General features: G+C 64.0%; 26 protein-coding genes, 1 tRNA gene and 2 pseudogenes. 16 read left to right on the top strand and 13 right to left on the bottom strand.

Going from position 1 to position 26,596, the window contains the following annotated elements; all coding sequences use genetic code 11:
• Position 1: 1 nt before the first annotated feature.
• The gene (locus C1D09_RS09480) at positions 2-889 is read left to right on the top strand and encodes a branched-chain amino acid ABC transporter permease (RefSeq protein ID WP_143974015.1); all 888 of its coding nucleotides are present in this window, start codon (positions 2-4) and stop codon (positions 887-889) included.
• Positions 890-911: 22 nt separating this feature from the next.
• Positions 912-1,883 (top strand): branched-chain amino acid ABC transporter permease, encoded by a 972-nt coding sequence (locus C1D09_RS09475; RefSeq protein WP_143974109.1) that lies wholly within the window; start codon positions 912-914, stop codon positions 1,881-1,883.
• Positions 1,884-1,957: 74 nt separating this feature from the next.
• Here the strand turns inward: C1D09_RS09475 and C1D09_RS09470 are convergent, their stop codons facing one another.
• The 4 genes and pseudogenes from C1D09_RS09470 to C1D09_RS33715 all read right to left on the bottom strand — a co-directional run.
• Positions 1,958-2,350 carry a lysozyme inhibitor LprI family protein gene (locus tag C1D09_RS09470; RefSeq protein WP_143974014.1) on the bottom strand — a complete coding sequence of 131 codons (393 nt, stop codon included), beginning with the start codon at positions 2,348-2,350 and terminating at the stop codon, positions 1,958-1,960.
• A gap of 143 nt (positions 2,351-2,493) precedes the next feature.
• Positions 2,494-3,474 (bottom strand): 2-dehydropantoate 2-reductase, encoded by a 981-nt coding sequence (locus tag C1D09_RS09465; protein WP_143974013.1) that lies wholly within the window; start codon positions 3,472-3,474, stop codon positions 2,494-2,496.
• Between the two features lie 2 nt (positions 3,475-3,476).
• A complete protein-coding gene (locus tag C1D09_RS09460; protein ID WP_143974012.1) occupies positions 3,477-4,997 on the bottom strand; it encodes an acyl--CoA ligase in 1,521 nt (506 codons plus the stop codon).
• A gap of 359 nt (positions 4,998-5,356) precedes the next feature.
• Positions 5,357-5,565 (bottom strand): annotated as a pseudogene (locus tag C1D09_RS33715) (thioredoxin domain-containing protein); the annotation flags it as partial.
• A gap of 196 nt (positions 5,566-5,761) precedes the next feature.
• Between C1D09_RS33715 and C1D09_RS09450 the strand changes: the two are divergent.
• Both C1D09_RS09450 and C1D09_RS09445 read left to right on the top strand, forming a co-directional pair.
• Positions 5,762-6,272: pseudogene (locus tag C1D09_RS09450) on the top strand (dihydrofolate reductase family protein).
• Complete coding sequence (locus tag C1D09_RS09445) at positions 6,269-6,466, top strand: hypothetical protein (protein ID WP_143974011.1); 198 nt, start codon at positions 6,269-6,271, stop codon at positions 6,464-6,466. Before C1D09_RS09450 ends, C1D09_RS09445 begins: the two are co-directional and overlap by 4 nt.
• Here the strand turns inward: C1D09_RS09445 and C1D09_RS09440 are convergent.
• Entirely contained in the window at positions 6,456-7,208 is a 753-nt protein-coding gene (locus C1D09_RS09440; protein ID WP_143974010.1) for an SDR family oxidoreductase, read from the bottom strand. The two genes, C1D09_RS09445 and C1D09_RS09440, sit on opposite strands and share 11 nt — an antisense overlap.
• A 229-nt stretch (positions 7,209-7,437) precedes the next feature.
• On the opposite strand from C1D09_RS09440, the gene C1D09_RS09435 reads away from it, so the two are divergent.
• From C1D09_RS09435 to C1D09_RS09425, 3 genes are all read left to right on the top strand, one after another.
• On the top strand, positions 7,438-9,291 hold the full coding sequence (locus C1D09_RS09435) for an ABC transporter ATP-binding protein (RefSeq protein WP_143974009.1): 1,854 nt from the start codon (positions 7,438-7,440) through the stop codon (positions 9,289-9,291).
• Between the two features lie 181 nt (positions 9,292-9,472).
• Positions 9,473-10,009 carry a helix-turn-helix domain-containing protein gene (locus C1D09_RS09430; RefSeq protein WP_342780218.1) on the top strand — a complete coding sequence of 179 codons (537 nt, stop codon included), beginning with the start codon at positions 9,473-9,475 and terminating at the stop codon, positions 10,007-10,009.
• Between the two features lie 13 nt (positions 10,010-10,022).
• Positions 10,023-10,547, top strand: a complete 525-nt coding sequence (locus tag C1D09_RS09425) for a GNAT family N-acetyltransferase (RefSeq protein WP_143974007.1) — start codon at positions 10,023-10,025, stop codon at positions 10,545-10,547.
• 326 nt (positions 10,548-10,873) lie between these two features.
• On the opposite strand, the gene C1D09_RS09420 is transcribed toward C1D09_RS09425, so the two are convergent.
• Positions 10,874-10,950, bottom strand: a tRNA-Arg gene (locus C1D09_RS09420).
• A gap of 270 nt (positions 10,951-11,220) precedes the next feature.
• Positions 11,221-12,708, bottom strand: a complete 1,488-nt coding sequence (locus C1D09_RS09415) for an ATP-binding protein (protein ID WP_143974006.1) — start codon at positions 12,706-12,708, stop codon at positions 11,221-11,223.
• A gap of 280 nt (positions 12,709-12,988) precedes the next feature.
• Between C1D09_RS09415 and rpmH the strand changes: the two genes are divergently transcribed.
• The 4 genes from rpmH to C1D09_RS09395 all read left to right on the top strand — a co-directional run bounded on the left by rpmH (position 12,989) and on the right by C1D09_RS09395 (position 16,039).
• A complete protein-coding gene (rpmH, locus tag C1D09_RS09410; protein ID WP_008833937.1) occupies positions 12,989-13,123 on the top strand; it encodes a 50S ribosomal protein L34 in 135 nt (44 codons plus the stop codon).
• Positions 13,124-13,158: 35 nt separating this feature from the next.
• Positions 13,159-13,491, top strand: a complete 333-nt coding sequence (gene rnpA, locus C1D09_RS09405; protein ID WP_019862424.1) for a ribonuclease P protein component — start codon at positions 13,159-13,161, stop codon at positions 13,489-13,491.
• 14 nt (positions 13,492-13,505) lie between these two features.
• Complete coding sequence (yidC, locus tag C1D09_RS09400) at positions 13,506-15,317, top strand: membrane protein insertase YidC (RefSeq protein WP_143974004.1); 1,812 nt, start codon at positions 13,506-13,508, stop codon at positions 15,315-15,317.
• 161 nt (positions 15,318-15,478) lie between these two features.
• Positions 15,479-16,039: a fasciclin domain-containing protein gene (locus C1D09_RS09395; RefSeq protein ID WP_143974003.1), complete on the top strand. Its 561-nt coding sequence runs from the start codon at positions 15,479-15,481 to the stop codon at positions 16,037-16,039.
• Between the two features lie 181 nt (positions 16,040-16,220).
• Here the strand turns inward: C1D09_RS09395 and C1D09_RS09390 are convergent, their stop codons facing one another.
• Genes C1D09_RS09390 through C1D09_RS09380 form a run of 3 tightly spaced genes read right to left on the bottom strand, consistent with a single transcriptional unit; the run spans position 16,221 to position 19,358 of the window.
• The gene (locus C1D09_RS09390; protein ID WP_143974002.1) at positions 16,221-17,768 is read right to left on the bottom strand and encodes a DHA2 family efflux MFS transporter permease subunit; all 1,548 of its coding nucleotides are present in this window, start codon (positions 17,766-17,768) and stop codon (positions 16,221-16,223) included.
• Positions 17,765-19,060, bottom strand: a complete 1,296-nt coding sequence (locus C1D09_RS09385; RefSeq protein ID WP_143974001.1) for an HlyD family secretion protein — start codon at positions 19,058-19,060, stop codon at positions 17,765-17,767. The genes C1D09_RS09390 and C1D09_RS09385 overlap by 4 nt, the downstream gene beginning before the upstream one ends.
• Positions 19,053-19,358 carry a hypothetical protein gene (locus C1D09_RS09380; RefSeq protein ID WP_143974000.1) on the bottom strand — a complete coding sequence of 102 codons (306 nt, stop codon included), beginning with the start codon at positions 19,356-19,358 and terminating at the stop codon, positions 19,053-19,055. Before C1D09_RS09380 ends, C1D09_RS09385 begins: the two co-directional genes overlap by 8 nt.
• Before the next feature lie 177 nt (positions 19,359-19,535).
• On the opposite strand from C1D09_RS09380, the gene C1D09_RS09375 reads away from it, so the two are divergent.
• The 3 genes from C1D09_RS09375 to yihA all read left to right on the top strand — a co-directional run bounded on the left by C1D09_RS09375 (position 19,536) and on the right by yihA (position 21,266).
• On the top strand, positions 19,536-19,850 hold the full coding sequence (locus C1D09_RS09375; protein WP_143973999.1) for a hypothetical protein: 315 nt from the start codon (positions 19,536-19,538) through the stop codon (positions 19,848-19,850).
• Positions 19,851-19,971: 121 nt separating this feature from the next.
• Positions 19,972-20,610, top strand: a complete 639-nt coding sequence (locus tag C1D09_RS09370) for a CatB-related O-acetyltransferase (RefSeq protein WP_143973998.1) — start codon at positions 19,972-19,974, stop codon at positions 20,608-20,610.
• On the top strand, positions 20,607-21,266 hold the full coding sequence (yihA, locus tag C1D09_RS09365) for a ribosome biogenesis GTP-binding protein YihA/YsxC (protein ID WP_143973997.1): 660 nt from the start codon (positions 20,607-20,609) through the stop codon (positions 21,264-21,266). The genes C1D09_RS09370 and yihA overlap by 4 nt, the downstream gene beginning before the upstream one ends.
• Before the next feature lie 59 nt (positions 21,267-21,325).
• On the opposite strand, the gene C1D09_RS09360 is transcribed toward yihA, so the two are convergent.
• Entirely contained in the window at positions 21,326-22,060 is a 735-nt protein-coding gene (locus C1D09_RS09360; protein ID WP_143973996.1) for a TetR/AcrR family transcriptional regulator, read from the bottom strand.
• A 128-nt stretch (positions 22,061-22,188) separates the two neighbouring features.
• Between C1D09_RS09360 and C1D09_RS09355 the strand changes: the two genes are divergently transcribed.
• Both C1D09_RS09355 and C1D09_RS09350 read left to right on the top strand, forming a co-directional pair.
• Entirely contained in the window at positions 22,189-23,379 is a 1,191-nt protein-coding gene (locus tag C1D09_RS09355) for an HlyD family secretion protein (RefSeq protein WP_143973995.1), read from the top strand.
• Positions 23,380-23,451: 72 nt separating this feature from the next.
• Positions 23,452-25,047: a DHA2 family efflux MFS transporter permease subunit gene (locus tag C1D09_RS09350; RefSeq protein WP_143973994.1), complete on the top strand. Its 1,596-nt coding sequence runs from the start codon at positions 23,452-23,454 to the stop codon at positions 25,045-25,047.
• Between the two features lie 122 nt (positions 25,048-25,169).
• Here the strand turns inward: C1D09_RS09350 and msrB are convergent, their stop codons facing one another.
• Both msrB and C1D09_RS09340 read right to left on the bottom strand, forming a co-directional pair.
• On the bottom strand, positions 25,170-25,673 hold the full coding sequence (msrB, locus tag C1D09_RS09345; RefSeq protein WP_143973993.1) for a peptide-methionine (R)-S-oxide reductase MsrB: 504 nt from the start codon (positions 25,671-25,673) through the stop codon (positions 25,170-25,172).
• 208 nt (positions 25,674-25,881) lie between these two features.
• The gene (locus C1D09_RS09340; protein ID WP_143973992.1) at positions 25,882-26,439 is read right to left on the bottom strand and encodes a fasciclin domain-containing protein; all 558 of its coding nucleotides are present in this window, start codon (positions 26,437-26,439) and stop codon (positions 25,882-25,884) included.
• Positions 26,440-26,596: the final 157 nt, after the last annotated feature.

Here is a 26,596-nt window from a genome sequence, read left to right as displayed (position 1 = left end):
CATGACGATGATCTTCGGAATCCCCGTCCAGGCACTGCTTGGCCAATTGCTTGTGGGGCTGATCAACGGCTCCTTCTACGCCATGCTGAGCCTGGGGCTGGCCGTCATTTTCGGCTTGCTGCGCGTCATCAATTTCGCCCATGGAGCCCAGTATATGCTCGGCGCCTTCGTCGGCTACCTGCTGCTCACCCATCTCGGCATCGGTTATTGGCCGGCGCTGATCCTCGCGCCGCTGACCGTCGGCCTCTTCGGCATCGTGGTCGAGCGCCTGGCGCTGTCGCGGCTTTATGACACCGATCCGCTCTACGGCCTGCTTTTCACCTTCGGTCTCGCGCTCGTGCTCGAAGGCATATTCCGCTATTACTACGGCGTGTCGGGCAACCCTTACGCCGTGCCGTCGCTGCTTGCGGGCGGCACCAATCTCGGCTTCATGTTCCTGCCCAACTATCGCGGCTGGGTGGTGGTCGCCTCGCTGATCATCTGCTTCGGAACCTGGGCGCTGATCGAGAAGACCAGGCTCGGCTCCTATCTGCGCGCGGCAACCGAGAATCCCCGTCTCGTCCAGGCCTTCGGCGTCAACGTACCGTTGCTGCTGACACTGACCTACGGTCTCGGCTCCGCCCTTGCCGGGCTTGCCGGCATTCTGGCCGCCCCCGTCTATCAGGTAAGCCCGCTGATGGGATCGGATCTCATCATCGTCGTCTTTGCGGTCGTCGTGATCGGCGGAATGGGGTCGATTCTTGGCGCGATCGTCACCGGCTACATGCTCGGCCTCGCCGAGGGCCTGACCAAGGTCTTCTATCCCGAGGCCTCCAACCTCGTGGTCTTCGTCATCATGGCGATCGTGCTTCTGGTCCGGCCGGCCGGCCTGTTCGGAAGGGATGCCTGACATGTCGGAAGGGACATCTGACATGGCCGGGCTGTCGCGTCGCGAGATATCGGCCGGAACCCCGGCATGGCCCGAATGGACGCTGGTCGGGCTCGCCATAGCGGCGCTGCTGGTTGCGCCCTTCCTGGTCTATCCGATCTTCCTGATGAAGATGCTGTGTTTCGCGCTGCTTGCCTGCGCGTTCAATCTCCTGCTCGGCTACACCGGCCTTCTGTCGTTCGGCCACGCCACCTTCTTTGGCGGCGCCGCCTATTTCACCGCGCATGCCGTCAAGGTGTGGGGCTGGCCGCCGGAAGCCGGCATCCTGCTCGGCATGGCAGGCGCCGCGCTGCTCGGCCTGGTCATGGGCTTCTTCGCCATTCGCCGGCAAGGCATCTATTTCGCCATGATCACCCTGGCGCTGTCGCAGATGTTCTTCTTCTTCTGCGTGCAGGCGCCTTTCACGGAGGGTGAGGACGGCATTCAGGGCGTGCCGCGCGGCATGCTGTTCGGCGTCCTCGACCTGAACGTCTCGCTGAACATGTATTACTTCGTGCTTGCGGTATTCCTGATCGGCGTTTTCGCCATCTGGCGCATCGTCAATTCACCCTTCGGCATGATCCTGCGTTCGATCCGGGAAAACGAGAGCCGCGCCATTTCGCTGGGCTATTCCGTCGCCAACTACAAGCTCGGCGCCTTCGTCATGTCGGCGGCGCTGGCCGGGCTGGCAGGCTCCCTCAAGGCGATCGTCTTCCAGTTCGCCACGCTCACTGACGTCACCTGGCAGATGTCGGGCGAGGTGATCCTGATGACGCTTCTGGGCGGCATCGGCACCATGGTCGGGCCGATCGTCGGTGCCAGCCTCGTCGTCGGGCTGGAGAACACGCTTGCCACCTCCGGGTTCCCGGTGACCATCGCCACCGGGCTGATCTTCATGGTGTGCGTGCTGGTCTTCCGGCGCGGCATTGTCGGCGAACTCTACGCGCGGCTTCTCAAGCGACAGGGCAGGCACTGATCCGTTCCAGATCGAGCGGGCGCGATTGATCGGGCCGCGCCAGGGCGCCGGCCAACGATGACCCGGTTGAGTGGCTACGGGTTTTGCCGGACTCGTTTCTCGAGTTCGGCCGTGCGCGCGCTCAAATCGTCCAGTTCAAACGCCTGGGACGTAAGGAAGGCCGCTTCTCCGTTGTCGGGATCGGCGGCAAGACGGTGCGTTTCCCGCAGATGATGTTTCAGCCAGGCGCGCTGCTCGCGCTGCAACCGGGCACGTTGAGGGCCATGTTCGCGATGCATCAGCGTGTTGTAAGCCGCGTTCAGCCTGGTATCGAACTTGTCGATCTCCGTCTTCCCGCAATCCAGCATTTTCGACGTGTAGCCGCCGGACTGGCCGACGCACGCTTTCATTTCATCATCGCTCTGTGCCATCGCGGGATGAGCCGTCGTCATGGCCAAAATTCCGAAGAGGCAGGCATATCGGAGCATGGAGGCGGTTCCTTGAAACCAAAGGCTGAATGCGGGTCAGGGCATATCTGTTTCGGCACGCCCGGCCGGCATCGGCAACAAGGGCGCCAACGATATGTTGGGCAGGCCGCCAACGCGTCAAGGTGTGGCCCGCCGCGCGCCCATCACCCGTAACACCCGCGCTCCACCGCCAGCCGCCGCAACAGCGCCGAGACCGCATCGATGGTCGGCGTCGGCTTGTCCGTAAGCCGGCCAAGCTCCTGCACCGCGCCCACCAGCGCGTCGATTTCCATCGGTCGGCCGCGCTCCAGGTCCTGCAGCATCGAGGTTTTGTGCTCGCCGACATCGCCGGCGCCCTTGATCCGGCGGTCGACCCCGATCGGAAAGCGGACGCCAAGGCTTTCGCCGATCGCCTGGGCTTCCAGCATCATGGTGCGGGCAAGCGCGCGGGTGCCTTCGTCGGCGACGATTCCCGCCAGCGTGGAGCCGGTCAGCGCCGAGATCGGGTTGAAGGAGAGGTTGCCCCACAGCTTTACCCAGATTTCGCTGCGGATATCCTCGCGCACCGGCGCCTGCAGGCCGGCCTTGACCATTTCCTCGGCCAGTCGCGTCACCCGTTCGCTGCGTTCGCCCGAGGGTTCGCCGAGCGAGAACCGCTTGCCCTCGACATGGCGGATGAGGCCGGGCGCGTCGACCTCGACGGCGGGATAGACGACCGAGCCGATGACGCGCTGCGGCCCGATCCGCTGCCAGATCGCCTCTCCGGGATCGACCGCGCTCAGCCTTGTGCCTTCGAGCGGCCCGCCCAGTTGATGGAAATACCACCATGGCACGCCGTTCTGCATGGTGACGACGGATGTGTGGTCCCCGAGCAGCGGCGCGATCTGGTCCAGCGCCGGCGTCAGCGAATGGGCCTTCAGCGCCAGAACGACGGTGTCCTGCACTCCGAGCTCCTCGGCCTTGGCGGCGGCTCTTACCGGCGCCACCGATTCCTCGCCGTCCTCGATCAGGCGCAGGCCGTTCGCCCGGATCGCTTCCAGATGCGCGCCGCGCGCGACGATCGACAGGTCGGTGCGGCCGGCGATCGCCAGCCTGGCGGCGAGATAGCCGCCGATCGCACCGGCACCGAAAATGGTGATCTTCATCGTCAAAGCCCGAGTTTGGCGGCGAGCCCGATGCGCTGCAGCTTGCCGGTCGCGCCTTTGGGGATATCGTCCAGGATCAGGATCTTGCGCGGCACCTTGAAGTCCGCGAGCCGCGTCGCGGCATGGCTGCGGATGTCGCTCTCGGTGGCGCTCATGCCTTCGCGCAGCACCACGGCCGCCGCCACCTCCTCGCCGAGCTTGTCGTGCGGCATGGCGAAGGTGACGACCTGCGCCACCGCGGGATGGTCCATCAGCACATCGTCGACCTCGAGCGGCGAGATCTTTTCGCCGCCGCGGTTGATGATCTCCTTCAGCCGGCCGGTGACGCGGAGATAGCCGTCCTCGTCGAGCACGCCCTGGTCGCCGGTATGGAACCAGCCATGCGCGAAGGCCGTGGCATTGGCATCCGGGTTCTTTTCATAGCCCGCGGTGACATTAGGCCCGCGAATGACGATCTCGCCGGTCTCGCCGGCTTCCATCAGCCGCCCGTCCGCCGCCATCACCGCGACCTCCGGTCCGGCGCCGGCGCCGACGCTGCCCGGCTTGCGCAGGCCCGGCGGCAGCCGGTTCGACGCCATCTGGTGGGCGGCCTCGGTCATCCCGTAGGATTCGATTACCGGGCAGCCGAAAGTCGCTTCCAGTTCCGCCATCACTTGCGCCGGCAGCGACGCCGAGGACGAACGGATGAAGCGCAGGCGTGCCGTCGCCAGCACCTCTTCATTGCGCGCCGCCCGCGCCAGGATCGCCTGGTGCATGGTCGGCACCGCCGTGTACCAGCTTGGCTTGGCGTCGCTCAGCCAGTGGAAGAAGCGCAGCGCGTTGAAGCCCGGCGTGCAGTAGATGCTGCCGCCCGCCGCCAGCGACGACAGCACCGCCGCGATCAGGCCATGGATATGGAACAGCGGCATGATATTGAGGCAGCGGTCGCCGGCGGTCAGGCCGAGTGTCGCGCCGATATGGGCTGACGAGGCCGCGATGTTGGCATGGCTGAGCGGCACCAATTTGGGACGCGATGTCGTGCCCGACGTGTGCAACAGCAGCGCGATGTCGTCATCTCCTGCCATGTCGGGCGCCGCCTGCGGACCGATCGCCGCGCCCTCGATGGTGAAACTGCCGGCAGGCACGCCCGGCGAAACGATAAGCCGCAGCACGCCGATGCCGAGACGTTCGGCCACCGCCACCGCCGGACCGCTCTCGTTCGCCGCGACCAGGATCGCCTTGGCGCCGATGTCGGTGAGGTAGAAATCGAGCTCGTCGGCGCGATAGGCGGGATTGAGCGGCGCCGTCGACGCGGCGGCCGCCACCGCGACGAAGGCGGTGGCCATCTCCGGCCCGTTCGGCAGCACGATCGCCACCCGGTCGCCCCGGCCGATGCCGAGCGCATGCAGCCGCTCGGCCGTGATTGCGATCAGGCGGCGCAGTGCACCATGGGTCAGCGTCGCCCTGTCGGGCGCCAGGATCGCCGGCGCTTCGTCGGCGCCGGCGGCGAGACGGCGGGAAAGGTCTTTTGAATTCGTGCTCATGGTCACCGACTATGTTTCAAACGACTGCTTCTAGAAAGCCCTGGGGATAAGCACCGCTTCCTCTCCCCGTTCACGGGGAAGTCGAGGAGTGGCCCGCGCGGCCGAGGAAAGGCAACTGCTTGGCTTTTCGAACGACGAACGCCCGAAGGGCGGCTGAGGGGCGGCGCCAACGTCCACCAAGCGGCTCCCCCGACTGCCTCAATAGCCCAGCGCCATCCCGTCCTTGCGCGGATCGGAGGCGCCGGTGAGCGTGCCTTTCTCCCAGTCGATCAGCACCGCCTGCCCGCCGCCAAGCGGATGCCGCGCGACCGACAACAGGACGATCGGCAGAACGATCAGGCAGATCGAGATGGCGGCGAACGCGCCACCAAGTACTCCATGATCGCAATCGACTCCATGACGACGTCGCCGTCCCGAATAGCCCGGATGAACCCGCCAGGGTTGATGGCCAGGAACTCCTTGTCGTCCCGGCCGCCAGGTCCACGGGCCTCGAACGGCAAGCGAGTCCCATTTCCTCCTGTAGCCAGGCGACCCGAAAGCCTCTGCCTTCCCCGAAGACCGTGAGCATGCATGCACCTGCAACTGATCGCAACGGACCAGCGGTCATTTATCGGCGGACCGATCTGTGTTGCAAGCGGTGACCCAAAAACCAATTGCGATCCGAAATCAGTCGATCTAGCCTATAACCGATTGCATAACACAATCGGAACCGCGCGGACGGGCCCGGTGAGGAAAGGAACGGGGATGCAAAGCTCGTGTTCGGAATGAACCAGTCCCTGGACGGCTATGTCGACCACATGGCATTTGCGCCGGGCGCCACGCTTTTCCGCCACTTCATCGAGGAGGCTCGGGCGCAGGCGGGCAGTGTCTATGGTCGCCAGATGTATGAAATCATGCGGTACTGGGACGACGATCATCCTGAATGGAACGCAGACGAACGCGCCTTCGCCGCAGCGTGGCGGAACCAGCCGAAATGGGTCGTCTCGCGCTCGTTGAAGTCGGTTGGTCCCAACGCCAGGCTCGTCGGGGACGATCTTTGGGGGCGCGATCCGCGAGTTGAAGGCCGAGCGCGACGGGGAGATCGAAGTCGCCGGCCCGAAGCTGGCGCAAAGCCTCACCGAACTTGGCCTGATCGATGAGTACCGCATCTACCTGCACCCCGTCGTGCTTGGGCACGGCAAGCCCTATTTCGCCGGGCCCCGGCCGCGGCTGCGCCTTATGACGCATGATCGGATCGGCGAGGATGTGATCAGGTTGACCTACGTTCCCGCATGATCTCGCGGCCCGCCGAATGGACATCGCCGCTGAAGTCCGGTCTTGGGTTGGACAAGGCGGCGGCGACGCTGCGCTCTGATGGCGAGCGCCGTATCGTCGAAAAGCCGGACGAACTGAGGCGGGGCGGTCTGTTTGCGCGGCTGCGGGAGCGCACCGAGGTGGGGGCACCAGTTCGACCGACCCTCAGCCCTTGAGTTCCTGAAGGCTGTTGCCGCCGTCGACCACCAAAAGGGCGCCATTGACATAGCTGGCGCCTTCCGATGCGAGAAACACCACCACTGCGGCCACCTCATCGGGCCGGCCTGCTCGCCCCGGCGGCGTGTGCAGGGCTGCCGTCAGCTCCGTCGCGCTCGACGAGCCCGTTTTGATCCAGCCGGGCGCCACGGCATTGGCAGTGATGCCGCTCCTGGCCACTTCGAGCGCCAGCGTGCGCGTCAGGCCGACCATCCCGGCCTTGGCGGCGGAATAGGCCGACGTGCCGCCGAAAGACACCACCGGCCCGGTGACCGACGCCACATTGACGATGCGACCATAGCCTGCCTCGACCATCGCCGGCAGGAACGCATGGGTGACCAGAAACGCCGTCTTCAGGCTGACCTCGATGCCTTGGTCCCAATCGGCTTCGGTCATGGCGACAAACGCCTTGTCGACCGAGGGCGACGCCAGCGAGCCCATGCCGGCATTGTTGACCAGTATGTCGACGGCGCCGACATCAGCCCGCAGCCGGCCGACCTCGGCGGCCTTTGTGAGATCGGCGACCACGCCCACGGCAGCGATGCCTTCGGCGCATAGCTCGGCGGCGCGGTCAAGCACGCGCCCACTGGCGCCGGTGAGGAACACCGCAGTGCCGGTGCGGCCGAGTTGGCGGGCGATGGCGAAGCCGATGCCGTCGGCGGCTCCGGCCCCCGTGATCAGCGCACGCTTGATGAGGGTCATGGTGGGATCAGGCTCCGCTCGCTGGGCGTTGGTTTGAAAATGGTGCAAGCCTGAACATGAAAGAAACTACGTCAGCCGCGCACCGCCTGGGACATAGCCTATCTTGAAAAAGCGGCTACCCCTTCATGACATTTGCCGGAGATGTTCTAGTTGAGGTTGCGGCCGGCAGGTGATCCTATTGCGGCAGTTGAGTCCTCGCCCTCGGTTCCACTCAGAGCTCAAGCGCACCATGTCGATTTCAGACGCGATCTACCGTCCGTTCGAAAACCTGATCCGGCCGCTGGATATTCCCTACCGGCCGCTGCCCCCCAAGGGGCCTGTAGCCGTCCTCCTGCACTTTATTTCGATGTTTCGTGGCGTGCTGGTTGCGCTGGCGCTTTGCTCCATGGCGATGGAAGCTATCAATCTGACGATCGTCTGGGGGCTTTCGGTCATCGTTGATGGCGTGACGCGACAGGGCGCTTCCGCCTTCCTGCACAATGAATGGCCGCTTTTGACGTTCCTCGGGCTGCTGATCTTTCCGGCGATGCCGGTGGTCTCGTTCCTGCTCAACACGTTGACCTCGCACACGCTCGGCGTGGGCATGCCGGCCGCCATCCAGTGGCAGGGCCACAAGGCGGTGGAACGACAGGATCTCGCCTTCTTCCATGACCTCTATGCCGGTCAGGTCGCCTCGCGCCTGCAGCAGGTGGCATCCGCTGTCCAGCAGCAGATCATTGCCGCCTTCCAGTCCATTCCACGCTTCCTGCTGCAGTTGGTCGGTTCGGTGGTCCTGCTCAGCGCGCTGTCCTGGCAGCTTGCCTTGCCGGTCGTCGTCTGGATCGCGCTGAACGTGGCATTCACCGTCAGGGTCGTTCCCACCTTTGCCGAGCGCTCGCGCCGCACCGCCAAGCAGCGCAGCATGGTGGCCGGCGCCATCACCGATCTCTACACCAACATGCAGATGATCAAGCAGTTCGCCGCCGAGGACAGCGAGGCAGGCGCTATCCGTCGCATCATCGGGCAGTCCGTGCACACCCAACACAGCGAACAACGCATCTATCGTACCGCGGAACTGACTGTCGTCGTCCTCAATATGGGGCTGTGGCTGACCGTGCTTTCGATCGGATTTTCGGGTCTGGTCAACGGGTTTCTCTCGATCGGCCAGTTTGTCGGCGCCGTCTACATCCTCCAGCGCCTGTCGACACAGATCTTCACATTCCTGCAGATGGGCCAGCAGATCTTCCAGGCGATCGGCACGATCAAGGACGCCATGCCGGTCATGACGACTCCGCCCGCCATCACCGACCGGCCGGATGCGGCTGATCTCAAGGTCGAGGCCGGCGAGATCCGTTTCGAGAACGTTCGCTTCGCCTACAAGGCCGGAAAGCCTGTCATCGAGGATCTGTCGCTGAGGGTCCGTCCCGGCGAGAAGATTGGCCTCATCGGCCTTTCGGGCGCGGGCAAGACCACGCTCGCGAACCTGCTCATGCGCTTCTACGATGTCAGGGAGGGCGCGATCCTGATCGACGGGCAGGATATCCGTGCCGTCAGCCAGGCAAGCCTTCGGCGCGCCATCGGCGTCATCGCGCAGGATGTCGCACTGCTGCATCGGTCGGTCGGCGACAATATCCGCTATGGCCGGCCGGAGGCGAGCGAACAGGAGATCGAAGAGGTGGCGAAGATGGCCGCCGCCGATGCCTTCATCGCCGATCTTTCGGACGCCGAAGGCCGCAAGGGCTATGAAGCCTTCGTCGGCGACCGCGGCATCAAGCTGTCAGGCGGCCAGCGCCAGCGTGTCGCCATCGCCCGCGTGTTGTTGAAGAACGCGCCGATCCTGGTGCTCGACGAGGCAACCTCCGCCCTCGACAGCGAGTCCGAGGCTGCCATCCAGGGGAGGCTTAACCTCGTGATGGACGGAAAGACTGTTATCGCCATCGCCCATCGCCTCTCGACGATCGCCATGATGGACCGGATAGTCGTGCTCGAGCAGGGTCGTATCGTCGAAGAAGGAAAGCCGGACGAACTGGTCAAGCGGGACGGCCTGTTTGCACGGCTTTGGAAGCGCCAGACAGGTGGCTTTCTCCCTGAACGGATCGGCTAGTCTGGAAGTGCCCCCGATTCTCCGCGTGGGTGCCCCTCACCGAACATGGCTTGGCTACGCCGTCCGCCCTGCGGGTCTTCTTTTTTTGCAGATGGCGCAGGGGTTCCTTGTCAACGGCCCCGCGCTTGCAATTTCCCATATTTGAGCTATTTTCCCACATATGGACACAGCGTCACCCCACGTGAAAGCCTTGGCCGACCATCTTCGCCTGCTTCGAGCGGATCGTGGGCTTACCCTTCAGGATCTGGCGGCAAACAGCGGCGTCAGTCGGGCGACGCTGTCGCGGATCGAGAATGGCGAAGTCAGCCCCACAGCGCAAACGCTTGGTCGTCTGGCGTCGGCTTTCGCGTTGCCGCTTTCCCAGCTTCTGGCCCCGCTCGAGCCGGACTTTCCCCCGCTTGTCCGCCGCGCTGACCAAAGCATATGGTCGGATCAGGAGAAGGGCTTCACTCGTCGTGCTCTTTCGCCGCCCAGCGGACAACTGAAGCTCGAAATGATCGAGTGCGAGATCGCGCCCAACCAGCGCATCGTCTACGAGCGGCCCGCTCTTCCGGGGCACGAACACCATTTGGTGCTTCTGGCGGGTGCCCTTGTTTTGATCGCCGATGGCATTCGGCACGACCTGCGTCCCGGCGACTGCCTGCGCTATCGGCTGCGCGGCGCCTCTTCCTTTGAGACCGGCGAACAACCGGCTCGTTACATTATCGCCATGGCTTGAGGAACCGCCATACATGGAAACGCTGATCATTGAACTCGACGGCCTCGCCATCGGGAAAAGGCTAGGGGAGCTTTCCAGGGTTCTCGCAGACAGCGTAGCCGAGGGGGCGGCTATCAGCTTCATGGCGCCCATGCCCTACGAGGACGCGGCTCGGTTCTGGTCGGGCGATGTTCAACGTGAGGTCGCTGCAGGACGTAGAGTGCTTTTCGGCGCGGAGCGGGGCGGCGAGATCGTCGGAACCGTCCAGCTTCTCACCACCATGCCGCCCAACCAGCCGCATCGTTGCGAGATCGCAAAAATGGTGGTCCATCCGCGCGCACGCAGGCTCGGCATCGGGCGAGCCCTGATGAACGAAGCGCTGAACCGCGCGCGTGAACTGGGGAAGACCCTCGTAACCCTCGACACGCGGACCGGGGACGCCGCGGAGCCGCTATACGCTTCCGTTGGCTTCGCGGTGGCCGGCGTGATCCCTGATTTCGCCTGGGACCCGGACGGCAAGGCGCTGCACGCGACGACCTACATGTACAGGCGGATATAGCCAGGTGCCAGCTGGTCTGGTACTCGCCGGCATGAGCGCGGTGACCGGCGGAATGATGGTTGCCGCGCAAGGTCCAATTTAAGCGCGTCTGTCCGGGGAATTGCCCCGCGATTCGCTCGCCGCGACCCTTTTTGGCTTTCCTGACAGCCACCGCTGCGACCCGCGCGCGCTCTCCATGCCGCCAGCAGAGAGGGCCTCGACATCGTTTCCGGATCATTGCCACGATTTGTCATCCGCCCCGGTGCGACACCTGTGCGACAGATCGACCCTCGCACGGCTTCCGACGGGGTACTCGATCCGAATATCCAACGGTATGGATGAGTGAATGGCGCGCCCGAAGAGATTCGAACTCCTGACCCCCAGATTCGTAGTCTGGTGCTCTATCCAGCTGAGCTACGGGCGCGCATCGGCCATGTTTTCAACGGCCCCGCGATCCGATCCCGGGGACCGGCCGCGAATGTGTGCAGTTCCCTAACGACTGAATTTGGGAAAAGCAAGCCGATCCGGCAAAAGTTTTGTCGCGAGGGCGTCATCCGGTGACGACGGCCCCAATCCCAGGGCTTTGGAGCCGCGAAGCCGGTCTGTTCAGGCCGACGGAGGAAAAGTCTCGGCGAAGGTCATGGAAAGCGCAAGGCTTGAAGGGCAGAAGCCCTGGAAAACGGCGCCGACCTCGTCACGCCGGGCGGCGCAGGCTGCCGCGGGCCTGGTCGAGCCGCACCGGCTGGTCGGGGATGGTGACGGCGAAAGTCGTGCGCCCGCCAATCGATTCGATCAGTTCCACCGTGCCGCCATGCGCCCGGATCAGTTCGTGGGCGATCGCCAGGCCAAGGCCGGTGCCGCCGCTGCGCGCCGAACCGCGGAACGCCGCGAACAGGTTTTCGCGCGCCTTCGGCGGCAGGCCGGGGCCGGTATCGGTGACGGCGATGCGGCTGACGCTGCCCATGCGCTCGGCCGATACGGCGAGCCGCCGCACCACGGCGCTCTCTGTGTCGGCCGCCATCGCCTGCACCGAATTGCGGCACAGATTGGTGAGCACCCTAAACAGCTGGTCGGAATCGGCGTCCACCTCGAAAGCCGCCTCGACGGCGTTGATGAACTCGATGCCTTCCTCGATGTCGAGCAGGCCGTGCACGTCCTCGACCAGCTGGCGCAGCCGCACCCGGCGGCGCGAAGGCGGCGGTTCCTGCGTGCGGCCGTAGTGAAGCACGCCTTCCGAATAGGAGACGGCCCGGTCGAGCGCGCGCAAAAGCTTCGGCGCGAAGGCCTGCACGGTCGGATCCCTCACCTGGCGCAGGCGGTCCGACATCAGCTGGGCCGAGGCCAGGATGTTGCGCATGTCGTGGTTGATCTTCGAGACCGCCAGGCCGAGATCGGCAAGGTGTTTCTGCTCCGAAAGCATCTTTTGCAGCCGCTCCTGCATCTGCGACAGCTCGCGTTCGGCAACGCCGATCTCATCGGAGCGGGCGGCGGGACGGATGATGCGCCCGGGATCGTCAGGCGCTTCGGAGAAGGACAGCATCGAGCGCGTCATGGTGCGGATCGGCCCGATCATGATCAGGTCGATCGCGGCGTAGACCAGCATGGCGGTGAACAGCGAGATCAGCAGCGAGACGAAGGCGACGTTGCGCGAATAGATGAGCATGGCCTTGCGCAGCGAGTAATCCGGCATGATCAGCTCGAATTCCTTGTCGCTGTCGCCAACCGGACCGAAAACGCGCAGCATCCGGCCGCCGCCGAAGAACAGCGTGTCGAGCGCGCCGGTCATGCCCTTGATCATGCCGACGCTGGCGAGGTCGATATGCTCGTCGACCTGCGGCGGCATGTCCGCCACCACCAGCAGCCGCGAGACGCCGCCATCGCGCACCGCGATCGCCTTGGCGCCGATCGCCATCAGCACGTCATTCTGGGCAGTGCGCGATAGCGAGGTCGACTCGCCCTGCACCAGCACGATCGACACGGCCGCCGCCGTGCTCAGCCGTTCCTTGAGCCAGCTCAGCCGGTAGCTGGCGATCCAGGGCAGGAAGATGAGAACTTCGGCCAGAAGCACGAAAACGATGGTCAGCAGCAGCAGTTTCGTCGACAAACCGCGCGACAGCGGGACCGTGCGGACGGCGGCGGGCGCCGTTCCGTTCCCTTCCCCCGCTTGGCTGGTTTCGCTCATGCGACTCTGTCTTCACAATCACTTGATCGGCCAAGATTAGGCGATTACGGCATTTTTGCCAATTTCATCCTTCGGCCGGAACATTAAATTACCGTCATAAAGCCTGCGTCCATGCCGTCCCGACGCCGGATTGACTTCCAAAACCCTTCTTTCTATAAGCCCGCTCACGCTCGGGCCACTCGTCCCGGCGCGGTTTCGATCGCGCCAAAGCCGGCCCGGCAAAGCTCCTGTTACAGAGTGACAGAATCAAGAAGGGCCGCACCCCGCGGTATTAAAACAAATGAAGCGTACCTACCAACCGTCCAAACTCGTCCGCAAACGCCGGCACGGTTTCCGTGCCCGCATGGCCACCAAGGGTGGTCGTGGCGTCGTCGCAGCTCGCCGCAACCGCGGCCGCAAGCGGCTTAGCGCCTAAGCGAGACGATATCGTTGCCCGCAACCGGCAAGCCAATGGGGCAAAATCCCAAGCGGCTTCTGAAACGCGCGGAATTCCTGGCCGTCCGTCGTGGTGAAAAGCGACGCGGACGGTTTTTCCTCGTCGAGGTCCTCGACCGCGGCGATGGCGGGGTGCCGCGCGTCGGCTACACCGTCACCAAGAAGGTCGGCAACGCTGTTGTGCGCAACCGCGTCAGGCGGCGGCTTAAAGAGGCCGTCCGCGTCCATGCCGCAGATGACATGGTGCCCGGCAATGATTATGTCATCGTCGGGCGCGACGATGCGCTGCGCGCCCCCTTCGGCCAGTTGAAGGCCGAACTCTCCCGCCGACTTCGCGGAACACGATAGGCCAAGGGCTCTCGATGGAAAACAACCGGAACTTCTTCATCACCATCGCGCTGTCGGTGCTGATCCTGACTTTGTGGCAGGTTTTCTACATGAACCCGCGCGTCGAGCAGCAGCGCCAGGCCGCCAAGATCGAGCAGCAGCGGGTGGAAGAGCAGAAGAAGGCGGCCGAGGCCGCCAATCCGGGTGCTGGCACACCGGCGCCGGCGCCGGGCACCATTCCCAGCGCGCCCGGCGGTGACACCGTCACCGCGGCCGGCCGCGACCAGGCGCTGGCCGTTTCCAAGCGCGTCAAGATCGACACGCCGAGCCTCGAGGGCTCGATCAACCTGACCGGCGCTCGCCTCGACGACCTCAAGCTCAAGCACTACACAGAGACCGTCGACAAGAATTCGCCCGAGATCGAACTGCTGAACCCGCAGGCGCTGCCTACCGGTTATTTCGCCGAGATCGGCTTCGTCGGCAACGACAAGACGGGCACGGTGCCGGGTGCCGAAACGGTCTGGACTGTCGATGGCAATCCGACGCTGACGCCATCGACGCCGGTCACGCTCACCTACACCAACGACAAGGGCCTGACCTTCAAGCGCGTCTTCTCGGTCGATGCCAACTACATGTTCACGGTCACCGACACGGTGCAGAATTCCGGCTCCAGCGCGGTTTCGCTGTTCAACTATGGCCGCGTCACGCGCTACGACAAGCCGGCCGTCGCCAGCACCTATGTGCTGCATGAGGGCCTGATCGGCGTTACCGGCACCGAGGGCTTGGCCGAATACAAATACGCCAAGATCGAATCGGAAAAGCAGGTCACGCCGGGCAAGTCGACCGATGGCTGGCTCGGCATCACCGACAAATACTGGGCCGTCACGCTGGTGCCGACCGAAAAGCAGCCTTTCCAGCCGCGCTATGCCTTTTTCGAGGATGGCCGCCACCGCTATCAGTCCGACTTCCTCACCGATGCGATCAATGTCGATGCCGGCCAGTCGGCGACGGTGGAGACCGAGATCTTCGCCGGCGCCAAGGAAGTCGCCAAGATCAACGCCTACGAGGCGGACCGTCATATTCGTCAGTTCAATCTGGTGATCGACTGGGGCTGGTTCTATTTCATCACCAAGCCGATGTTCTGGCTGATCGACACGCTCTACAAGTTCTTCGGCAATTTCGGCCTGGCGATCCTCGCCACCACCGTCATCGTCAAGGCCATCTTCTTCCCGCTCGCCAACAAGTCGTACGCGTCGATGGCGAACATGAAGAAGGTGCAGCCCAAGATGCTGGAGATCCGCGAGAAATACGCGGACGACAAGATGAAGCAGCAGCAGGCGATGATGGAGCTGTACAAGACCGAGAAGATCAATCCGCTTGCCGGCTGCTGGCCGGTGGCGTTGCAGATCCCGGTCTTCTTCTCGCTCTACAAGGTGCTCTACATCACCATCGAGATGCGCCACGCGCCGTTCTTCGGCTGGATCCAGGATCTGGCGGCGCCCGATCCGACCTCGATCTTCAACCTGTTCGGCCTGGTTCCGATCACGCTGCCGCACATGCTGATGATCGGTGTCTGGCCGCTGATCATGGGCGTCACCATGTTCCTGCAGATGCGCATGAACCCGACGCCGCCGGATCCGACGCAGGCCGCGATCTTCACCTGGATGCCCGTCATCTTCACCTTCATGATGGCGGGCTTCCCGGCCGGCCTCGTCATCTACTGGGCCTGGAACAACACGCTGTCGATCCTCCAGCAGGGCGTGATCATGAAGCGCCAGGGCGCCAAGATCGAGCTGTGGGACAATCTGATGGCCCTGTTCAAAAAGAAACCGTCACCGGCGGAATAGAAATTCTCGAGAAAGCCCGGTTCGTCCGGGCTTTTTCTTTGGGCGGGCATTCGTTCACGTTTCCGTGATCGGTGAAACCGCGAGCGGTCGCGGAGCGTGACTGCGTGTGCAATTCCAAAGGCTTATCAATTCCGATCAGCCCTCACCCGGAGGAAGACCACATGCGCTTGCCGTCATTCAGGATCATCGCCATTTCCGCCCTCGTCGCCGGCGTGGCGATTGCCGCCCCCGCCTACGCCAAGAACCCGAATGTCGGCGGGGCGCCGATGTACACCACCAAGAACATCGTCCAGAACGCCGTCAATTCGAAGGACCACACCACGCTGGTCGCCGCCGTCAAGGCCGCCGGCCTGGTCGACACGCTGCAGGGCGCCGGCCCGTTCACCGTCTTCGCACCGACCAACGAGGCCTTCGCGGCACTCCCGTCCGGCACGGTCGACACGCTGCTCAAGCCTGAGAACAAGGACAAGCTCACCAAGGTGCTGACCGCGCATGTCGTGGCCGGCAAGATTTCAGGCGCCGAGATGATGAAGAAGGCCAAGGCGATGGGCGGCAAATACGAGATGAAGACCGTCTCCGGCGACACGCTCACCGCCGAGGTCAAGAAGAACAAGCTTTACATCATGGATGAGTCCGGCGGCGAGGCGAAGGTGACCATCGCCGACGTCAACCAGTCGAACGGCGTCATCCATGTCGTCAACAAGGTGCTGTTGCCGAAGTAGCGGCTTCCGGCCAAAAGGGGGCAGTGGCAGGTCGTTGGGGCTTTCTTGGCCTGCCATCCCCCGCCTCGGAACGAGGTGCCACGTTTCTTGGGAAGTCGTTATCGGCGAGGCCGGGGTCCTGCAGTCCCTCGCAGGGCCCCGGTTTCTTTTTGTGTGCCGTGAACACGGCCGGACGTCAGCATCACTCCATCACGGCACTATGGTCGACCTTGGCCGGCGTGCCTGGCTTGCGCAGCAAGAGCACCAGCGGGATGGCGGCCAGCGACAGCACCATCATCAGCTTGAAGTCATCCATGTAGCTGATGACAGTCGCCTGCAGCGTCACCACGCCGTCCAGTGCTGCGCGACCGGCGGCGGTGTAGGGGTTCATCGCCTGCGCGATCGCCGGATTGCCGAATGCCTGGTTGAAGGGCGTCACATAGGCGGCGATGTTGGCATGGTTGATCTGCACGTTCTGCGTCAGGAGCGCGGTGACCACCGAGATGCCGACGCTGGAGCCGATGTTTCGCGACAGATTGTAGAGCCCGGTGCCTTCCGCCCGCCGTTCCGGCGCCAGCGTGGCGAAGGTTATGGTGGTCAGCGGCACGAAGAGGAAGCCGAGCCCCGCGCCCTGGATGAAGCCGGTGCTGATGATCGTCCATTGCGAGACGTCGGGCGTCCAGCCGGTCATGTCGTACATCGCCCAGGCGGTGATCGCGAGGCCGATGAACAGCAGCCAACGTGTGTCCACCTTGCCGACCAGTCTGCCGACCAAGAACATGCAGGCCATGGTGCCGAGGCCGCGCGGGCCCATGACGATACCGGCCGTCACCACCGGATAGCCCATCAGCGTCTGCAGATAGGGTGTCATCAGCGCCAGCGAGGCGAGATAGGTGATGCCGACGATGAAGATGAAGATCATGCCGACGGCGAAATTCCGGTCCAGGAACAGCCGCGGATTAACGAACGTGTTCCTGGCGGTGAAGGTGTGGACGAGGAAGATGTAAAAAGCCGACGCGCAGATCAGCGCCTCGACGATGATCTCGGACGAGGAGAACCAGTTGAGCTGCTCGCCGCGGTCGAGAAACATCTGCAGCGCCGCGATGGTGATGCTGAGCATGCCGAAACCCAGCCAGTCGAGCCTTGCCTTGCTGTCCAGCTTGGTTTCCAGCACGAACAGGGACACGCCGGCGAAAGCCAGCGCCCCGATCGGCACGTTGATGTAGAACACCCAGCGCCAGGAGACGTTCTCGGTCAGCCAGCCGCCGATGACCGGGCCGAGCACCGGCCCGACCATCACCGACACGCCGAACAGCGCCATCGCCGAGCCCCGCTCTTCCACACTGTAGATGTCGAGCAGGATGCTCTGCGACAGCGGCACCAGCGCCGCGCCGAACAGGCCCTGCAGCAGGCGGAAGCCGACGATCTGCGGCAGCGACTGCGCGAAGCCGCACAGCACCGAAGCGACGACGAAGCCGGTGATCGAGGTCAGCAGGATGCGCTTGCGGCCGAACCGGTTGGCGAGGTAGCCCGAAGGCGGCGTCATCACCGCTGCCGCGACGATATAGGAGGTCAGCACCCAATTGATCTGGTCGGCGCTGGCCGAAACGCTGCCCTGTATGTAGGGCAGCGCGACATTGGCGATGGTCGTGTCCAGCGCCTGCATGATGACCGCCAGGATCACGCAAGCCGTGATGGCGCCGCGATTGGCGACCACCGGTGTGGCACCTGCCGCGGTCGCGCTGGTCATGACTTGTGCCCGAACCGGTCGATGAGGTTGGCGACGAAGTCCGGCAGGCCGCGCGCATGGCCGGTCTCGACGTCGACGACGACGCTCATGCCGCCGCGCAGCGGTGGCTTGCCCTTGCTATCATCGACCGTCACGCGCATCGGAATGCGCTGCACGACCTTGACCCAGTTGCCGGTGGTGTTCTGCGCCGGCAGCAGCGAGAAGCTGGACGACGAGGCCGGGCTGATCGAGGCAACCGTGCCGTGCCAGACGGCGCCCGGATAGGTGTCGACGCTGATCGTCGCCGTCTGTCCCGGCCGCACATAGGTCAGTTCGGTTTCCTTCGGCTCCGCCTCGATCCACAGATCGGTCGACGACACCAGGCTGAAGGCCGGCTGCGAGGCCGGCAGATATTTGCCGACCTGAAGCGCGTCGACATTGGTGACCACACCGTCGAACGGCGCCTTGACCACGGAATCGGCGAGGTTGCGCTGGGCATCGTCGACGCCCGACTGGGCCTGCAGGTAGAACGGGTTCTTCTCCACCGGCTGGTTGGCGTCGCCGCCCAGCTGGGCAAGCGTGGCCTGCGCCTGCGCCTTGGCGACGGACACTTTCTGGCGCGCCGCGACGAGGTCGTGCTGGGCACTGTCGAAAGACGCCTTGGAGGCGGTGGAGGTCTTGAGCAGGTCCTGCTGCCGCTGGAACGCGGCCTCGTAATAGGGAATGTCGGCTTGCGCCTGTTCGATCTGCGACAGCGACTGCTGGTAGCTCGCCTGCAGGGTCAGCACCTGGTTGCGCACCGTCCCGAGTTGTGCCTGGGCGGCGGCAAGAGCGGTTTCGAAGGAGGCCGGCCGCAGGCGGAACAGCACGTCGCCCTTCTTCACCGACTGGTTCTCGTGCACGTCGATCTCCTGCACGGTGCCGGAGACGTCGGTGGACACGCCGAGCGACTGCGCCTGGATGTAGGCATTGTCGGTCGTCATCACCTGGCCGCCGGTCACGTAGTAATAGCCGCCGACGGCGAGCCCGATGGGAAGCAGGGCAAACAGCACCGGGCGCTTCAGGCTGCGCTTCGGCTTGGCCGGAACAGGAGCGGGAGGGGCAACGGCGACAGGAGCCGGCTGCGGCTCCTTGGCCGGCGCCTCGAGTGCCGCCGGCTGCAGCCCGACCGGCGCTTCCAGCTCGCCATTGTCGATGACGGCATTGGCGCGCCTCTGCTCGCGCTCGCTGTCCAACCGGATGACCTGGTCGCCGGTGCGACCCGTGGCCGGGTCGTTTTCGGCGGGCTTCTTGGGGGATGTGGATTCAGCCATGGACTTTCTCCCGGTCGTCGGCTGGCCGGGTGCGAGCCGCGAGCAGATTGGATTTGATGAAGCTTGGGGTTTGCGGCCGAAGCCGCCGTGTTTCAGACGAATGACCGGCCAAGGCCTCGTCCCGTGTTTTCCTGCCGTTGCCGCGCATGATCTCGAGCAGCGGGCCGGCATGCGGGATCGGGTAAGGCAGGCACGGCCGGCGGTCGTCCAGGCGGACCCGCGAACGCTTCCCGAAGCGCGTTCGAAGCAGGCGCGCGACGTTGCGCGGCACGAAGCCGATATGAGGGGAGGAGGACATGGGAAGAGATCAGGACCTACAGACACATTTTCGTGAGCATGCTTATTATCATCATGCACATAATCCCGCTGGACGGCGCGTGCAAGACGGACTAAGCCGCGCGGACCAAAAAACGCATGGGCCACGACACGGAAGCGGCGCCCCGGCGGCGCGGATTTTCCGGCAAGGATCTCGAAGATGAACTGGATCAGGATCGCAGCCGTGACGGCTCTCGTCGGGTGTCCCGGCATCGCGGTTGCAAAGGACGCGGTCAGCTGCGGCGGCGCCGCCATGCTGGGTGGCGCGCAGCTGAACTGCAGCCACGTCGAACCCGCGGCGCCGCCGCAATTGTGCGCGTTCAGCTGGGCTCTCCACACGATGGCGGGCGATCAGAAGGTCGTCGAAGGCACGTTCCTGCTACCGCCAGGTGCGGCCAACATCGCCGTCTACCAGGGTGGCGGTTTCGACAGCGCGCTGTCCAATCCGATCGTGATCTGCCGCGGCAACAAATGAGCCTGGCACGCACGGAAGACTCGCTCCTCGTCCGATTGGTGCTATAGGGCGGATCACGTTATTTTGACCAGACGCCCCCAGTGGCGGACGCGCCTGCCTGCCAATTCCCGGAAGAACCGACATGGACGGACCCAACCCCGACATCAAGCACCCGATCCCGATGCACACCCGCGTCGGCTTCCTGAAGCCGCTGGTGACGGAGCCGAACATCGAGATTGGCGACTTCACCTATTATGACGACCCGGACGGACCGGACAAATTCGCGCAGAAATGCGTGCTGCACCACTATCCCTTCATCGGCGACAAGCTCATCATCGGCAAGTTCTGCGCCATCGCCGAAGGCGCGCGCTTCATCATGAACGGCGCCAACCACGCGATGTCCGGCTTTTCCACCTATCCGTTCAACATTTTCGGCCATGGCTGGGAAAAGGGGTTTGACCCGGCGACATGGTCGAAGGAGGTGCGCGGCGACACGGTGGTCGGCAGCGACGTCTGGATCGGCATGGAGGCGGTTATCCTGCCCGGCGTGGAAATCGGCCATGGCGCCATCATTGCCGCCAAGTCGGTGGTGACGCACGATGTGCCGCCCTATGCCATTGTCGCCGGCAACGCCGCCAAGGTGGTGAAGATGCGTTTCGACGATGGGACGATCAGGCGGTTGATGGCACTGGCATGGTGGCATTGGCCGGTGGACAAGATCGGCCGCAACCTCGATGCCATCAGGGGCGCCGACATCTCTCTTCTGGAGGCAGCAGCTTGAACGCTCTGAACAGCACTGTGATCACCACCGACCTGTTCACGCGCGGTTGGATTTTCATCCGCGGCGTGCCGGCCATGAAGTTCCTGCCGCCGGAAGGGCCGCCGGAAATCGCCTTTGCCGGCCGCTCCAATGTCGGCAAATCGTCGCTGATCAACGCGCTGGTCAACCAGAAGGGGCTGGCGCGCACCTCCAACACGCCGGGGCGCACGCAGGAACTCAACTATTTCGTGCCGGACGGATTTTCGGGCGAGGGCGCCGACCTGCCGCCGATGGCGCTGATCGACATGCCCGGCTACGGCTATGCCACCGCGCCCAAGGAGAAGGTCGACGAGTGGACGAAACTGGTCTTCGACTATCTCAAGGGCCGGGTGACGCTGAAGCGGGTGTATGTGCTGATCGACGCCCGCCACGGCATCAAGGCCAAGGACGACGAGGTGCTGTCTCTGCTCGACAAGGCGGCGGTGTCCTACCAGATCGTGCTGACCAAGACCGACAAGATCAAGGCCGCCGGGGTACCGCGGCTGATCGAGGAGACGCTTGCCAAGATCAAGAAGCGGCCGGCGGCGTTCCCATTCGTCCTGGCGACGTCGTCGGAAAAAAGCGAGGGCCTCGAGGAATTGCGCGCCGCGATCGTGCTTGCCGGCAATGGCGGCTAGACCCTTTGGGTTGACGCAATTCCGGACGGAAAACCGTCCACGCTTTTCCTGGAATTGCTCTAAGCCTTAGCCTCCAGGGCAATCATCTGGTGGCCTTCTTCCTCGGCGAGGCTTTCGGTGCCGTAGGCCATCAGGAACATGCGCACGCCCGACCTCACGACATGGTCGATTTCATCCTGGGTCGGCGCCTTGGCCCGATAGGCGAAGATGCACTGCCGGAACAGGCCGGCCAGGCATAGATCGGTGAACTGGTAGGCCGCAAGGTCGACATCGTCGATCTTGAGCAGGCCGCGCTCTATGGCAGCGTTGAGAAAGACCACGAACTTGTCATGGCCGCGTTTCGGGCCGCGCTCGTAGAAGCGCGCGCCAAGCTCGGGTATCCTGTCCGACGCGCCGATCACGGTGCGCTGTGCCTGGATCACCTTGGCCGAGGTGATCTTCATGGACAGCACCTTGCCGAACTTCACCAGCGTCTCGCGCAGGTCATCAGCCCGGTCCAGCACGTCGTACATGTTCTTGAAGATGGTGCCGCGCTCTTCCTCGATCAGCGCCTCGAACAGCTCTTCCTTGTTGGCGAAATAGACATAGATGGTGCCTTTCGACACGCCGGCTTCCCGCGTGATGTCGTTCATCGAGGCGGCCTCGAAGCCTTTGTCGATGAAGACACGCCGGGCGCCGTCGATGATCTGGCTGCGCTTGACCGGATCCTGCCCGGCCGCCGGCCTGCCACGCCGCAGGCTCTCCAGCAGTTCATTGCATTTGTCGGTTTCGACGTCAGGCGTTGTCTCGGCCATCAAAGTCACACCTCGAAAATAATTCGAACCAGCCGGTTCGATTGCCCCTTGATATGGTCCTCTTTCCGCGCTATGTCAACGGCCGGATCGAACCGAACGGTTCAGTATTATTACTTTAGAGAGATGTCATGTCCTCGAACGCGCCCAACACCGCCGAAGTCCGCCCTTTCCCCAACGCCAAGGTCGCACCGGCGACCGAAGCGCCGGAAATCCCCGTCCAGCCAGTCGCCGCCCCGCGGCCGGCGGCCGAAGCTCCGGCCAAGAAGAAGCGCTCGGTGCGTTCCTTCCTGCTGCCGATCATCGGCCTTGCCCTCCTGGGCGGCGGCGCCTGGTACGGCTATGACTATTGGACCACGGGCCGTTTCATGATCTCGACCGACGATGCCTATGTCCAGGCCGACATGGCGTTCGTTTCGCCCAAGATCTCCGGCTATGTCGACCAGGTCAAGGTCAGCGAGAACCAGCTGGTCAAGGCCGGCGACCCGCTGCTGACGATCGACGATGGCGACTACAAGATAGCCGTCGCCCAGACCGAGGCGCAGATCGCCACGCTGGCGAAGACGCTCGACCGCATCGACGCGCAGACCAAGGCGGCACAGGCGTCCCTGCAGCAGGCCCAGGCGCAGAAGGTCGCCGACCAGGCCGCGGCCGACAATGCCGCCCGTGCCCAGCAGCGCGCCGCGCAGCTGGTCAAGACCCATGTCGGCACGCAGGCGCAACTGGACGACGCGCAGACCGCGCTTGACCAGGCCAATGCCGCGCTGGTTGGCGCGGATGCGCAGATCGCCGCCGCACAGGCCAATATCGGCGTGTTCGAGGCACAGCGCGCCGAGTCCGCGAGCACGCTCGCTTCGCTGCAGCTCAGCCGCGACAAGGCGGCGCGCGACCTGTCCTTCACCGTGCTCAAGGCGCCTTATGACGGCGTCGTCGGCAACCGTTCCGTCGAGCAGGGCGATCTCGTCAGCCCCGGCCAGAAGCTCGCCGTCGTCGTGCCGTTGGACAAGCTTTACATCGTCGCCAACTTCAAGGAGACGCAACTCGCCCGGCTCGTTCCCGGCGAAAAGGTCAACATCTCGGTCGACGCCATCGACGGCCATCCCATCCAGGGAACCGTCTCGTCGCTCGCTCCGGCCTCGGGCGCGGTCTTCTCGCTGCTGCCGCCGGAAAACGCCACCGGCAACTTCACCAAGGTTGTGCAGCGCGTCCCGGTCCGCATCGACGTGCCGGCCGATGCCCTGAAGACCGGCAAGCTGCGTGCTGGCCTCAGCGTTGTCGTCAACGTTGACAGCCGCACCGCACCCGCCGCGACGACCAACTAGGCACTTTCGGAGGGCGGTTCGGCGGCTGATGAAGCGCTGGGCCGCCCGGCCGGCCTCAAGGAGGCCCATGAAATGGCAACCGCTACCATCACCGCAGGAGCGCCGCCGGCAAGGCCCGCGGTCCCTGACACTATCTCCACACGCCGCGTCATCGCCTTCCTCGCGATGGTGTTCGGTATGTTCATGGCGATCCTGGACATCCAGATCGTCTCGGCTTCGCTCGCCGAAATCCAGGCGGGCCTCAGCGCCAGCTCCGACGAAATTCCGTGGGTGCAGACGGCCTATCTGATCGCCGAGGTGGTCATGATCCCGCTGTCGGGCTTCCTCAGCCGGATGCTGTCGACGCGCGTGCTGTTCACCATCGCCGCCGCCGGCTTCACCGCGGCCAGCGCGCTTGCCGCGACCGCCACAAACATCGACCAGATGATCGTCTACCGCGCCGTGCAGGGCTTTATCGGCGGCGGCATGATCCCGAGCGTCTTTGCAGCGGCCTTCACCATCTTCCCGCCCTCCAAGCGCGCTGTCGTCTCGCCGATGATCGGTTTGGTGGCGACGCTGGCGCCGACCATCGGCCCGACCGTCGGCGGCTATATCAGTCACGCCTTTTCATGGCACTGGCTGTTCCTGGTCAATGTCGTGCCCGGCATCCTGGTGGCGACCGCCGCCTGGTCGTTGATCGATTTCGACAAGCCCAATCTCAAGCTGTTCAACAAGTTCGACTGGTGGGGCCTCGCCGGCATGGCGGCGTTCCTCGGCTGCATGGAATATGTGCTGGAGGAGGGTCCGAACAATGACTGGCTGCAGGACCAGGGTGTGTTCATCTGCGCCATCGTCATGAGCGTCGGCGCCGTGATCTTCTTCTGGCGCGTCTTCACCGCCGAGGAGCCGATCGTCGACCTCAGGGCTTTCAGCAACGTCAACTTTGCCTTCGGCTCGCTGTTTTCCTTCGTTATCGGCATCGGCCTCTACGGCCTGACCTATCTCTATCCGGTCTTCCTCGGCCGTATCCGCGGCTATGATTCGATGATGATCGGCGAGGCGCTGTTCGTCAGCGGCCTGGCGATGTTCGTCACCGCGCCGATCTCCGGCATCCTGTCGAGCAAAATGGATTTGCGGCTGATGATGATGATCGGCTTCTTCGGCTTCGCTACCGGTACCTGGTGGATGACGCATCTCACCGCCGACTGGGATTTTTACGAGCTGCTCATCCCGCAGATCCTGCGCGGCTGCTCGATGATGCTGTGCATGGTGCCGATCAACAACATCGCGCTCGGCACGTTGCCGCCCGACCGGCTGAAGAACGCGTCCGGCCTGTTCAACCTGACCCGCAACCTCGGTGGCGCCGTCGGCCTAGCCCTCATCAACACCGTGCTGATCGACCGCAACGCCTTCCACTATGCGAGGCTCGCCGAGCATGTGCAGTGGGGCAGTGCCGCCGCGCAGACCAAGCTGCAGAACATGACGCTGAACTTCGAGCAGACGACCGGCCTGGATGCGGCCAGTGCGGCGATCTCCAAGCTGTCCGGCATGGTCCAGCAGCAGGCGGCGCTGCTGTCCTTCATGGACGTGTTCTACATGCTGACGGTGCTGTTCGCCACGCTCGGCCTGTTCACGATGCTGATCAACAAACCGGCCGCGCCCGGTGGTGGTGGAGGCGGCGGGCATTAAGACAAACACAGACGTGGGCAGCGGTTTCGGGAAGCTCCTCCAGTCCACGCCCGAAAAGCTCTGACCGCGCAAAAAACTCCGGGCCGCAAGACCCGGAGTTTTTCGTTTCTGGTCGAATCTCGTCAGGCCGTGGCAGGCTTGAAGGTCAGCGCCACGCCGTTGATGCAGTGGCGCAGGCCGGTCGGCGCCGGACCGTCGTCGAAGACGTGGCCGAGATGGCCGCCGCAGCGGCGGCAATGCACCTCGGTGCGCGTCATGCCGAGCGACCTGTCCTCGGTCTTGCCGATGCCGTTGGCGATCTCCTGCCAGAAGCTCGGCCAGCCGGTGCCGGAATCGAATTTCGTGTCCGAGGGATAGACCGGCAGGTCACAGCCGGCACAGGCGAAGATGCCCTTGCGGTGCTCGTTGAGCAGCGGGCTGGTGCCCGGATACTCCGTGCCTTGCTTGCGCAGGACGTCGAAAGCGGCGGGCGACAGTATGGCTTTCCACTCGTCGTCCGTCTTGGTGATCTCGAACTTTTCGGCCGCCAGCGCGGGCTGCGGAGTTCCCATGCGCAGCATGGTTGCGGCGGCCCCGACGACGCCAATGGCGGCGGCACCGCTCAAAAGAAAGTCGCGACGGTTCATGACCAGTTCCTCCGGTTGTCCTTTTGCCAAACTATACCGCCACGCCAAAATCAAAAGCCGGTGACGGTTGCCCCAAAACGTCGCTCCGCGCCGTTCCACAGCTGGCTGTGGGCGGCGCGGAGCGTGCGTGTCGATTGCGGACCCGGGAGCGGGACGACTCAATCGGCGGAGAGCTCTTGCCGCAGGTTCGTCCGCGGCCAGCCCATTGTTACATCTTCGGCAAAAGAACCTTGTCGATAACGTGGATGACGCCGTTGGACTGCTCGACATCGGCGATCGTCACATTGGCGACATTGCCGTTCTCGTCGGTGACGGTGACCTTGCCGCCCTCGGCCTTCAGCGACAGCTCGCAGCCGCCGACGGTCTTGACCTTGTGCGTGCCGCCGTCAGCCTTGGCCATCGATGCCACATCCGCCGCCATCGCCTTGGCGCCGATGACATGGCAGGTCAGGACCTTGGTCAGCTTGTCCTTGTTCTCGGGCTTGAGCAGCGTGTCGACCGTGCCGGCCGGCAGTGCCGCGAAGGCCTCGTTGGTCGGCGCGAAGACGGTGAACGGACCGGCGCCTTGCAGCGTCTCGACCAGGCCGGCGGCCTTGACGGCGGCGACCAGCGTCGTGTGATCCTTCGAGTTCACGGCGTTCTCGACGATGTTCTTCTGGGCGTACATGGCGGCACCGCCGACCATCGGGTTTTCGGCATAGGCGGCGGTGGCAAGCGCGGAAACGGCGATCGTACCGGCAAGCAAAAGGGCGGCGTATCTACGCATTATGTTCAAACTCCTCGGGTTTCTCTTCCCATTTTTGGGAACGTGAGGAGATACGGAACAAAAACGCGCGAGTTTCAGAATATTTTTGGATTTTTGATTTTTCGCTCTGGCAAAGAGAGTTCATGACACGCCTGCTTGCCGGCACACACACCTATTT

The sequence above is a fragment of the Mesorhizobium intechi genome, from assembly GCF_002879535.1.
GTDB lineage: Bacteria > Pseudomonadota > Alphaproteobacteria > Rhizobiales > Rhizobiaceae > Mesorhizobium > Mesorhizobium intechi.
This window is presented reverse-complemented; position numbering and strand designations above follow the sequence as displayed.

Excerpts from the sequence above, each read along its gene's own strand:
- C1D09_RS09480 (WP_143974015.1), top strand. The coding sequence starts at position 2 with ATGACGATGATCTTCGGAATCCCCGTCCAGGCACTGCTTGGCCAATTG.
- C1D09_RS09475 (WP_143974109.1), top strand. The coding sequence starts at position 912 with ATGGCCGGGCTGTCGCGTCGCGAGATATCGGCCGGAACCCCGGCATGG.
- C1D09_RS09470 (WP_143974014.1), bottom strand. The coding sequence starts at position 2,350 with ATGCTCCGATATGCCTGCCTCTTCGGAATTTTGGCCATGACGACGGCT.
- C1D09_RS09465 (WP_143974013.1), bottom strand. The coding sequence starts at position 3,474 with ATGAAGATCACCATTTTCGGTGCCGGTGCGATCGGCGGCTATCTCGCC.
- C1D09_RS09460 (WP_143974012.1), bottom strand. The coding sequence starts at position 4,997 with ATGAGCACGAATTCAAAAGACCTTTCCCGCCGTCTCGCCGCCGGCGCC.
- C1D09_RS09445 (WP_143974011.1), top strand. The coding sequence starts at position 6,269 with ATGATCTCGCGGCCCGCCGAATGGACATCGCCGCTGAAGTCCGGTCTT.
- C1D09_RS09440 (WP_143974010.1), bottom strand. The coding sequence starts at position 7,208 with ATGACCCTCATCAAGCGTGCGCTGATCACGGGGGCCGGAGCCGCCGAC.
- C1D09_RS09435 (WP_143974009.1), top strand. The coding sequence starts at position 7,438 with ATGTCGATTTCAGACGCGATCTACCGTCCGTTCGAAAACCTGATCCGG.
- C1D09_RS09425 (WP_143974007.1), top strand. The coding sequence starts at position 10,023 with ATGGAAACGCTGATCATTGAACTCGACGGCCTCGCCATCGGGAAAAGG.
- C1D09_RS09415 (WP_143974006.1), bottom strand. The coding sequence starts at position 12,708 with ATGAGCGAAACCAGCCAAGCGGGGGAAGGGAACGGAACGGCGCCCGCC.
- rpmH (WP_008833937.1), top strand. The coding sequence starts at position 12,989 with ATGAAGCGTACCTACCAACCGTCCAAACTCGTCCGCAAACGCCGGCAC.
- rnpA (WP_019862424.1), top strand. The coding sequence starts at position 13,159 with ATGGGGCAAAATCCCAAGCGGCTTCTGAAACGCGCGGAATTCCTGGCC.
- yidC (WP_143974004.1), top strand. The coding sequence starts at position 13,506 with ATGGAAAACAACCGGAACTTCTTCATCACCATCGCGCTGTCGGTGCTG.
- C1D09_RS09395 (WP_143974003.1), top strand. The coding sequence starts at position 15,479 with ATGCGCTTGCCGTCATTCAGGATCATCGCCATTTCCGCCCTCGTCGCC.
- C1D09_RS09390 (WP_143974002.1), bottom strand. The coding sequence starts at position 17,768 with ATGACCAGCGCGACCGCGGCAGGTGCCACACCGGTGGTCGCCAATCGC.
- C1D09_RS09385 (WP_143974001.1), bottom strand. The coding sequence starts at position 19,060 with ATGGCTGAATCCACATCCCCCAAGAAGCCCGCCGAAAACGACCCGGCC.
- C1D09_RS09380 (WP_143974000.1), bottom strand. The coding sequence starts at position 19,358 with ATGTCCTCCTCCCCTCATATCGGCTTCGTGCCGCGCAACGTCGCGCGC.
- C1D09_RS09375 (WP_143973999.1), top strand. The coding sequence starts at position 19,536 with ATGAACTGGATCAGGATCGCAGCCGTGACGGCTCTCGTCGGGTGTCCC.
- C1D09_RS09370 (WP_143973998.1), top strand. The coding sequence starts at position 19,972 with ATGGACGGACCCAACCCCGACATCAAGCACCCGATCCCGATGCACACC.
- C1D09_RS09360 (WP_143973996.1), bottom strand. The coding sequence starts at position 22,060 with ATGGCCGAGACAACGCCTGACGTCGAAACCGACAAATGCAATGAACTG.
- C1D09_RS09355 (WP_143973995.1), top strand. The coding sequence starts at position 22,189 with ATGTCCTCGAACGCGCCCAACACCGCCGAAGTCCGCCCTTTCCCCAAC.
- C1D09_RS09350 (WP_143973994.1), top strand. The coding sequence starts at position 23,452 with ATGGCAACCGCTACCATCACCGCAGGAGCGCCGCCGGCAAGGCCCGCG.
- msrB (WP_143973993.1), bottom strand. The coding sequence starts at position 25,673 with ATGAACCGTCGCGACTTTCTTTTGAGCGGTGCCGCCGCCATTGGCGTC.
- C1D09_RS09340 (WP_143973992.1), bottom strand. The coding sequence starts at position 26,439 with ATGCGTAGATACGCCGCCCTTTTGCTTGCCGGTACGATCGCCGTTTCC.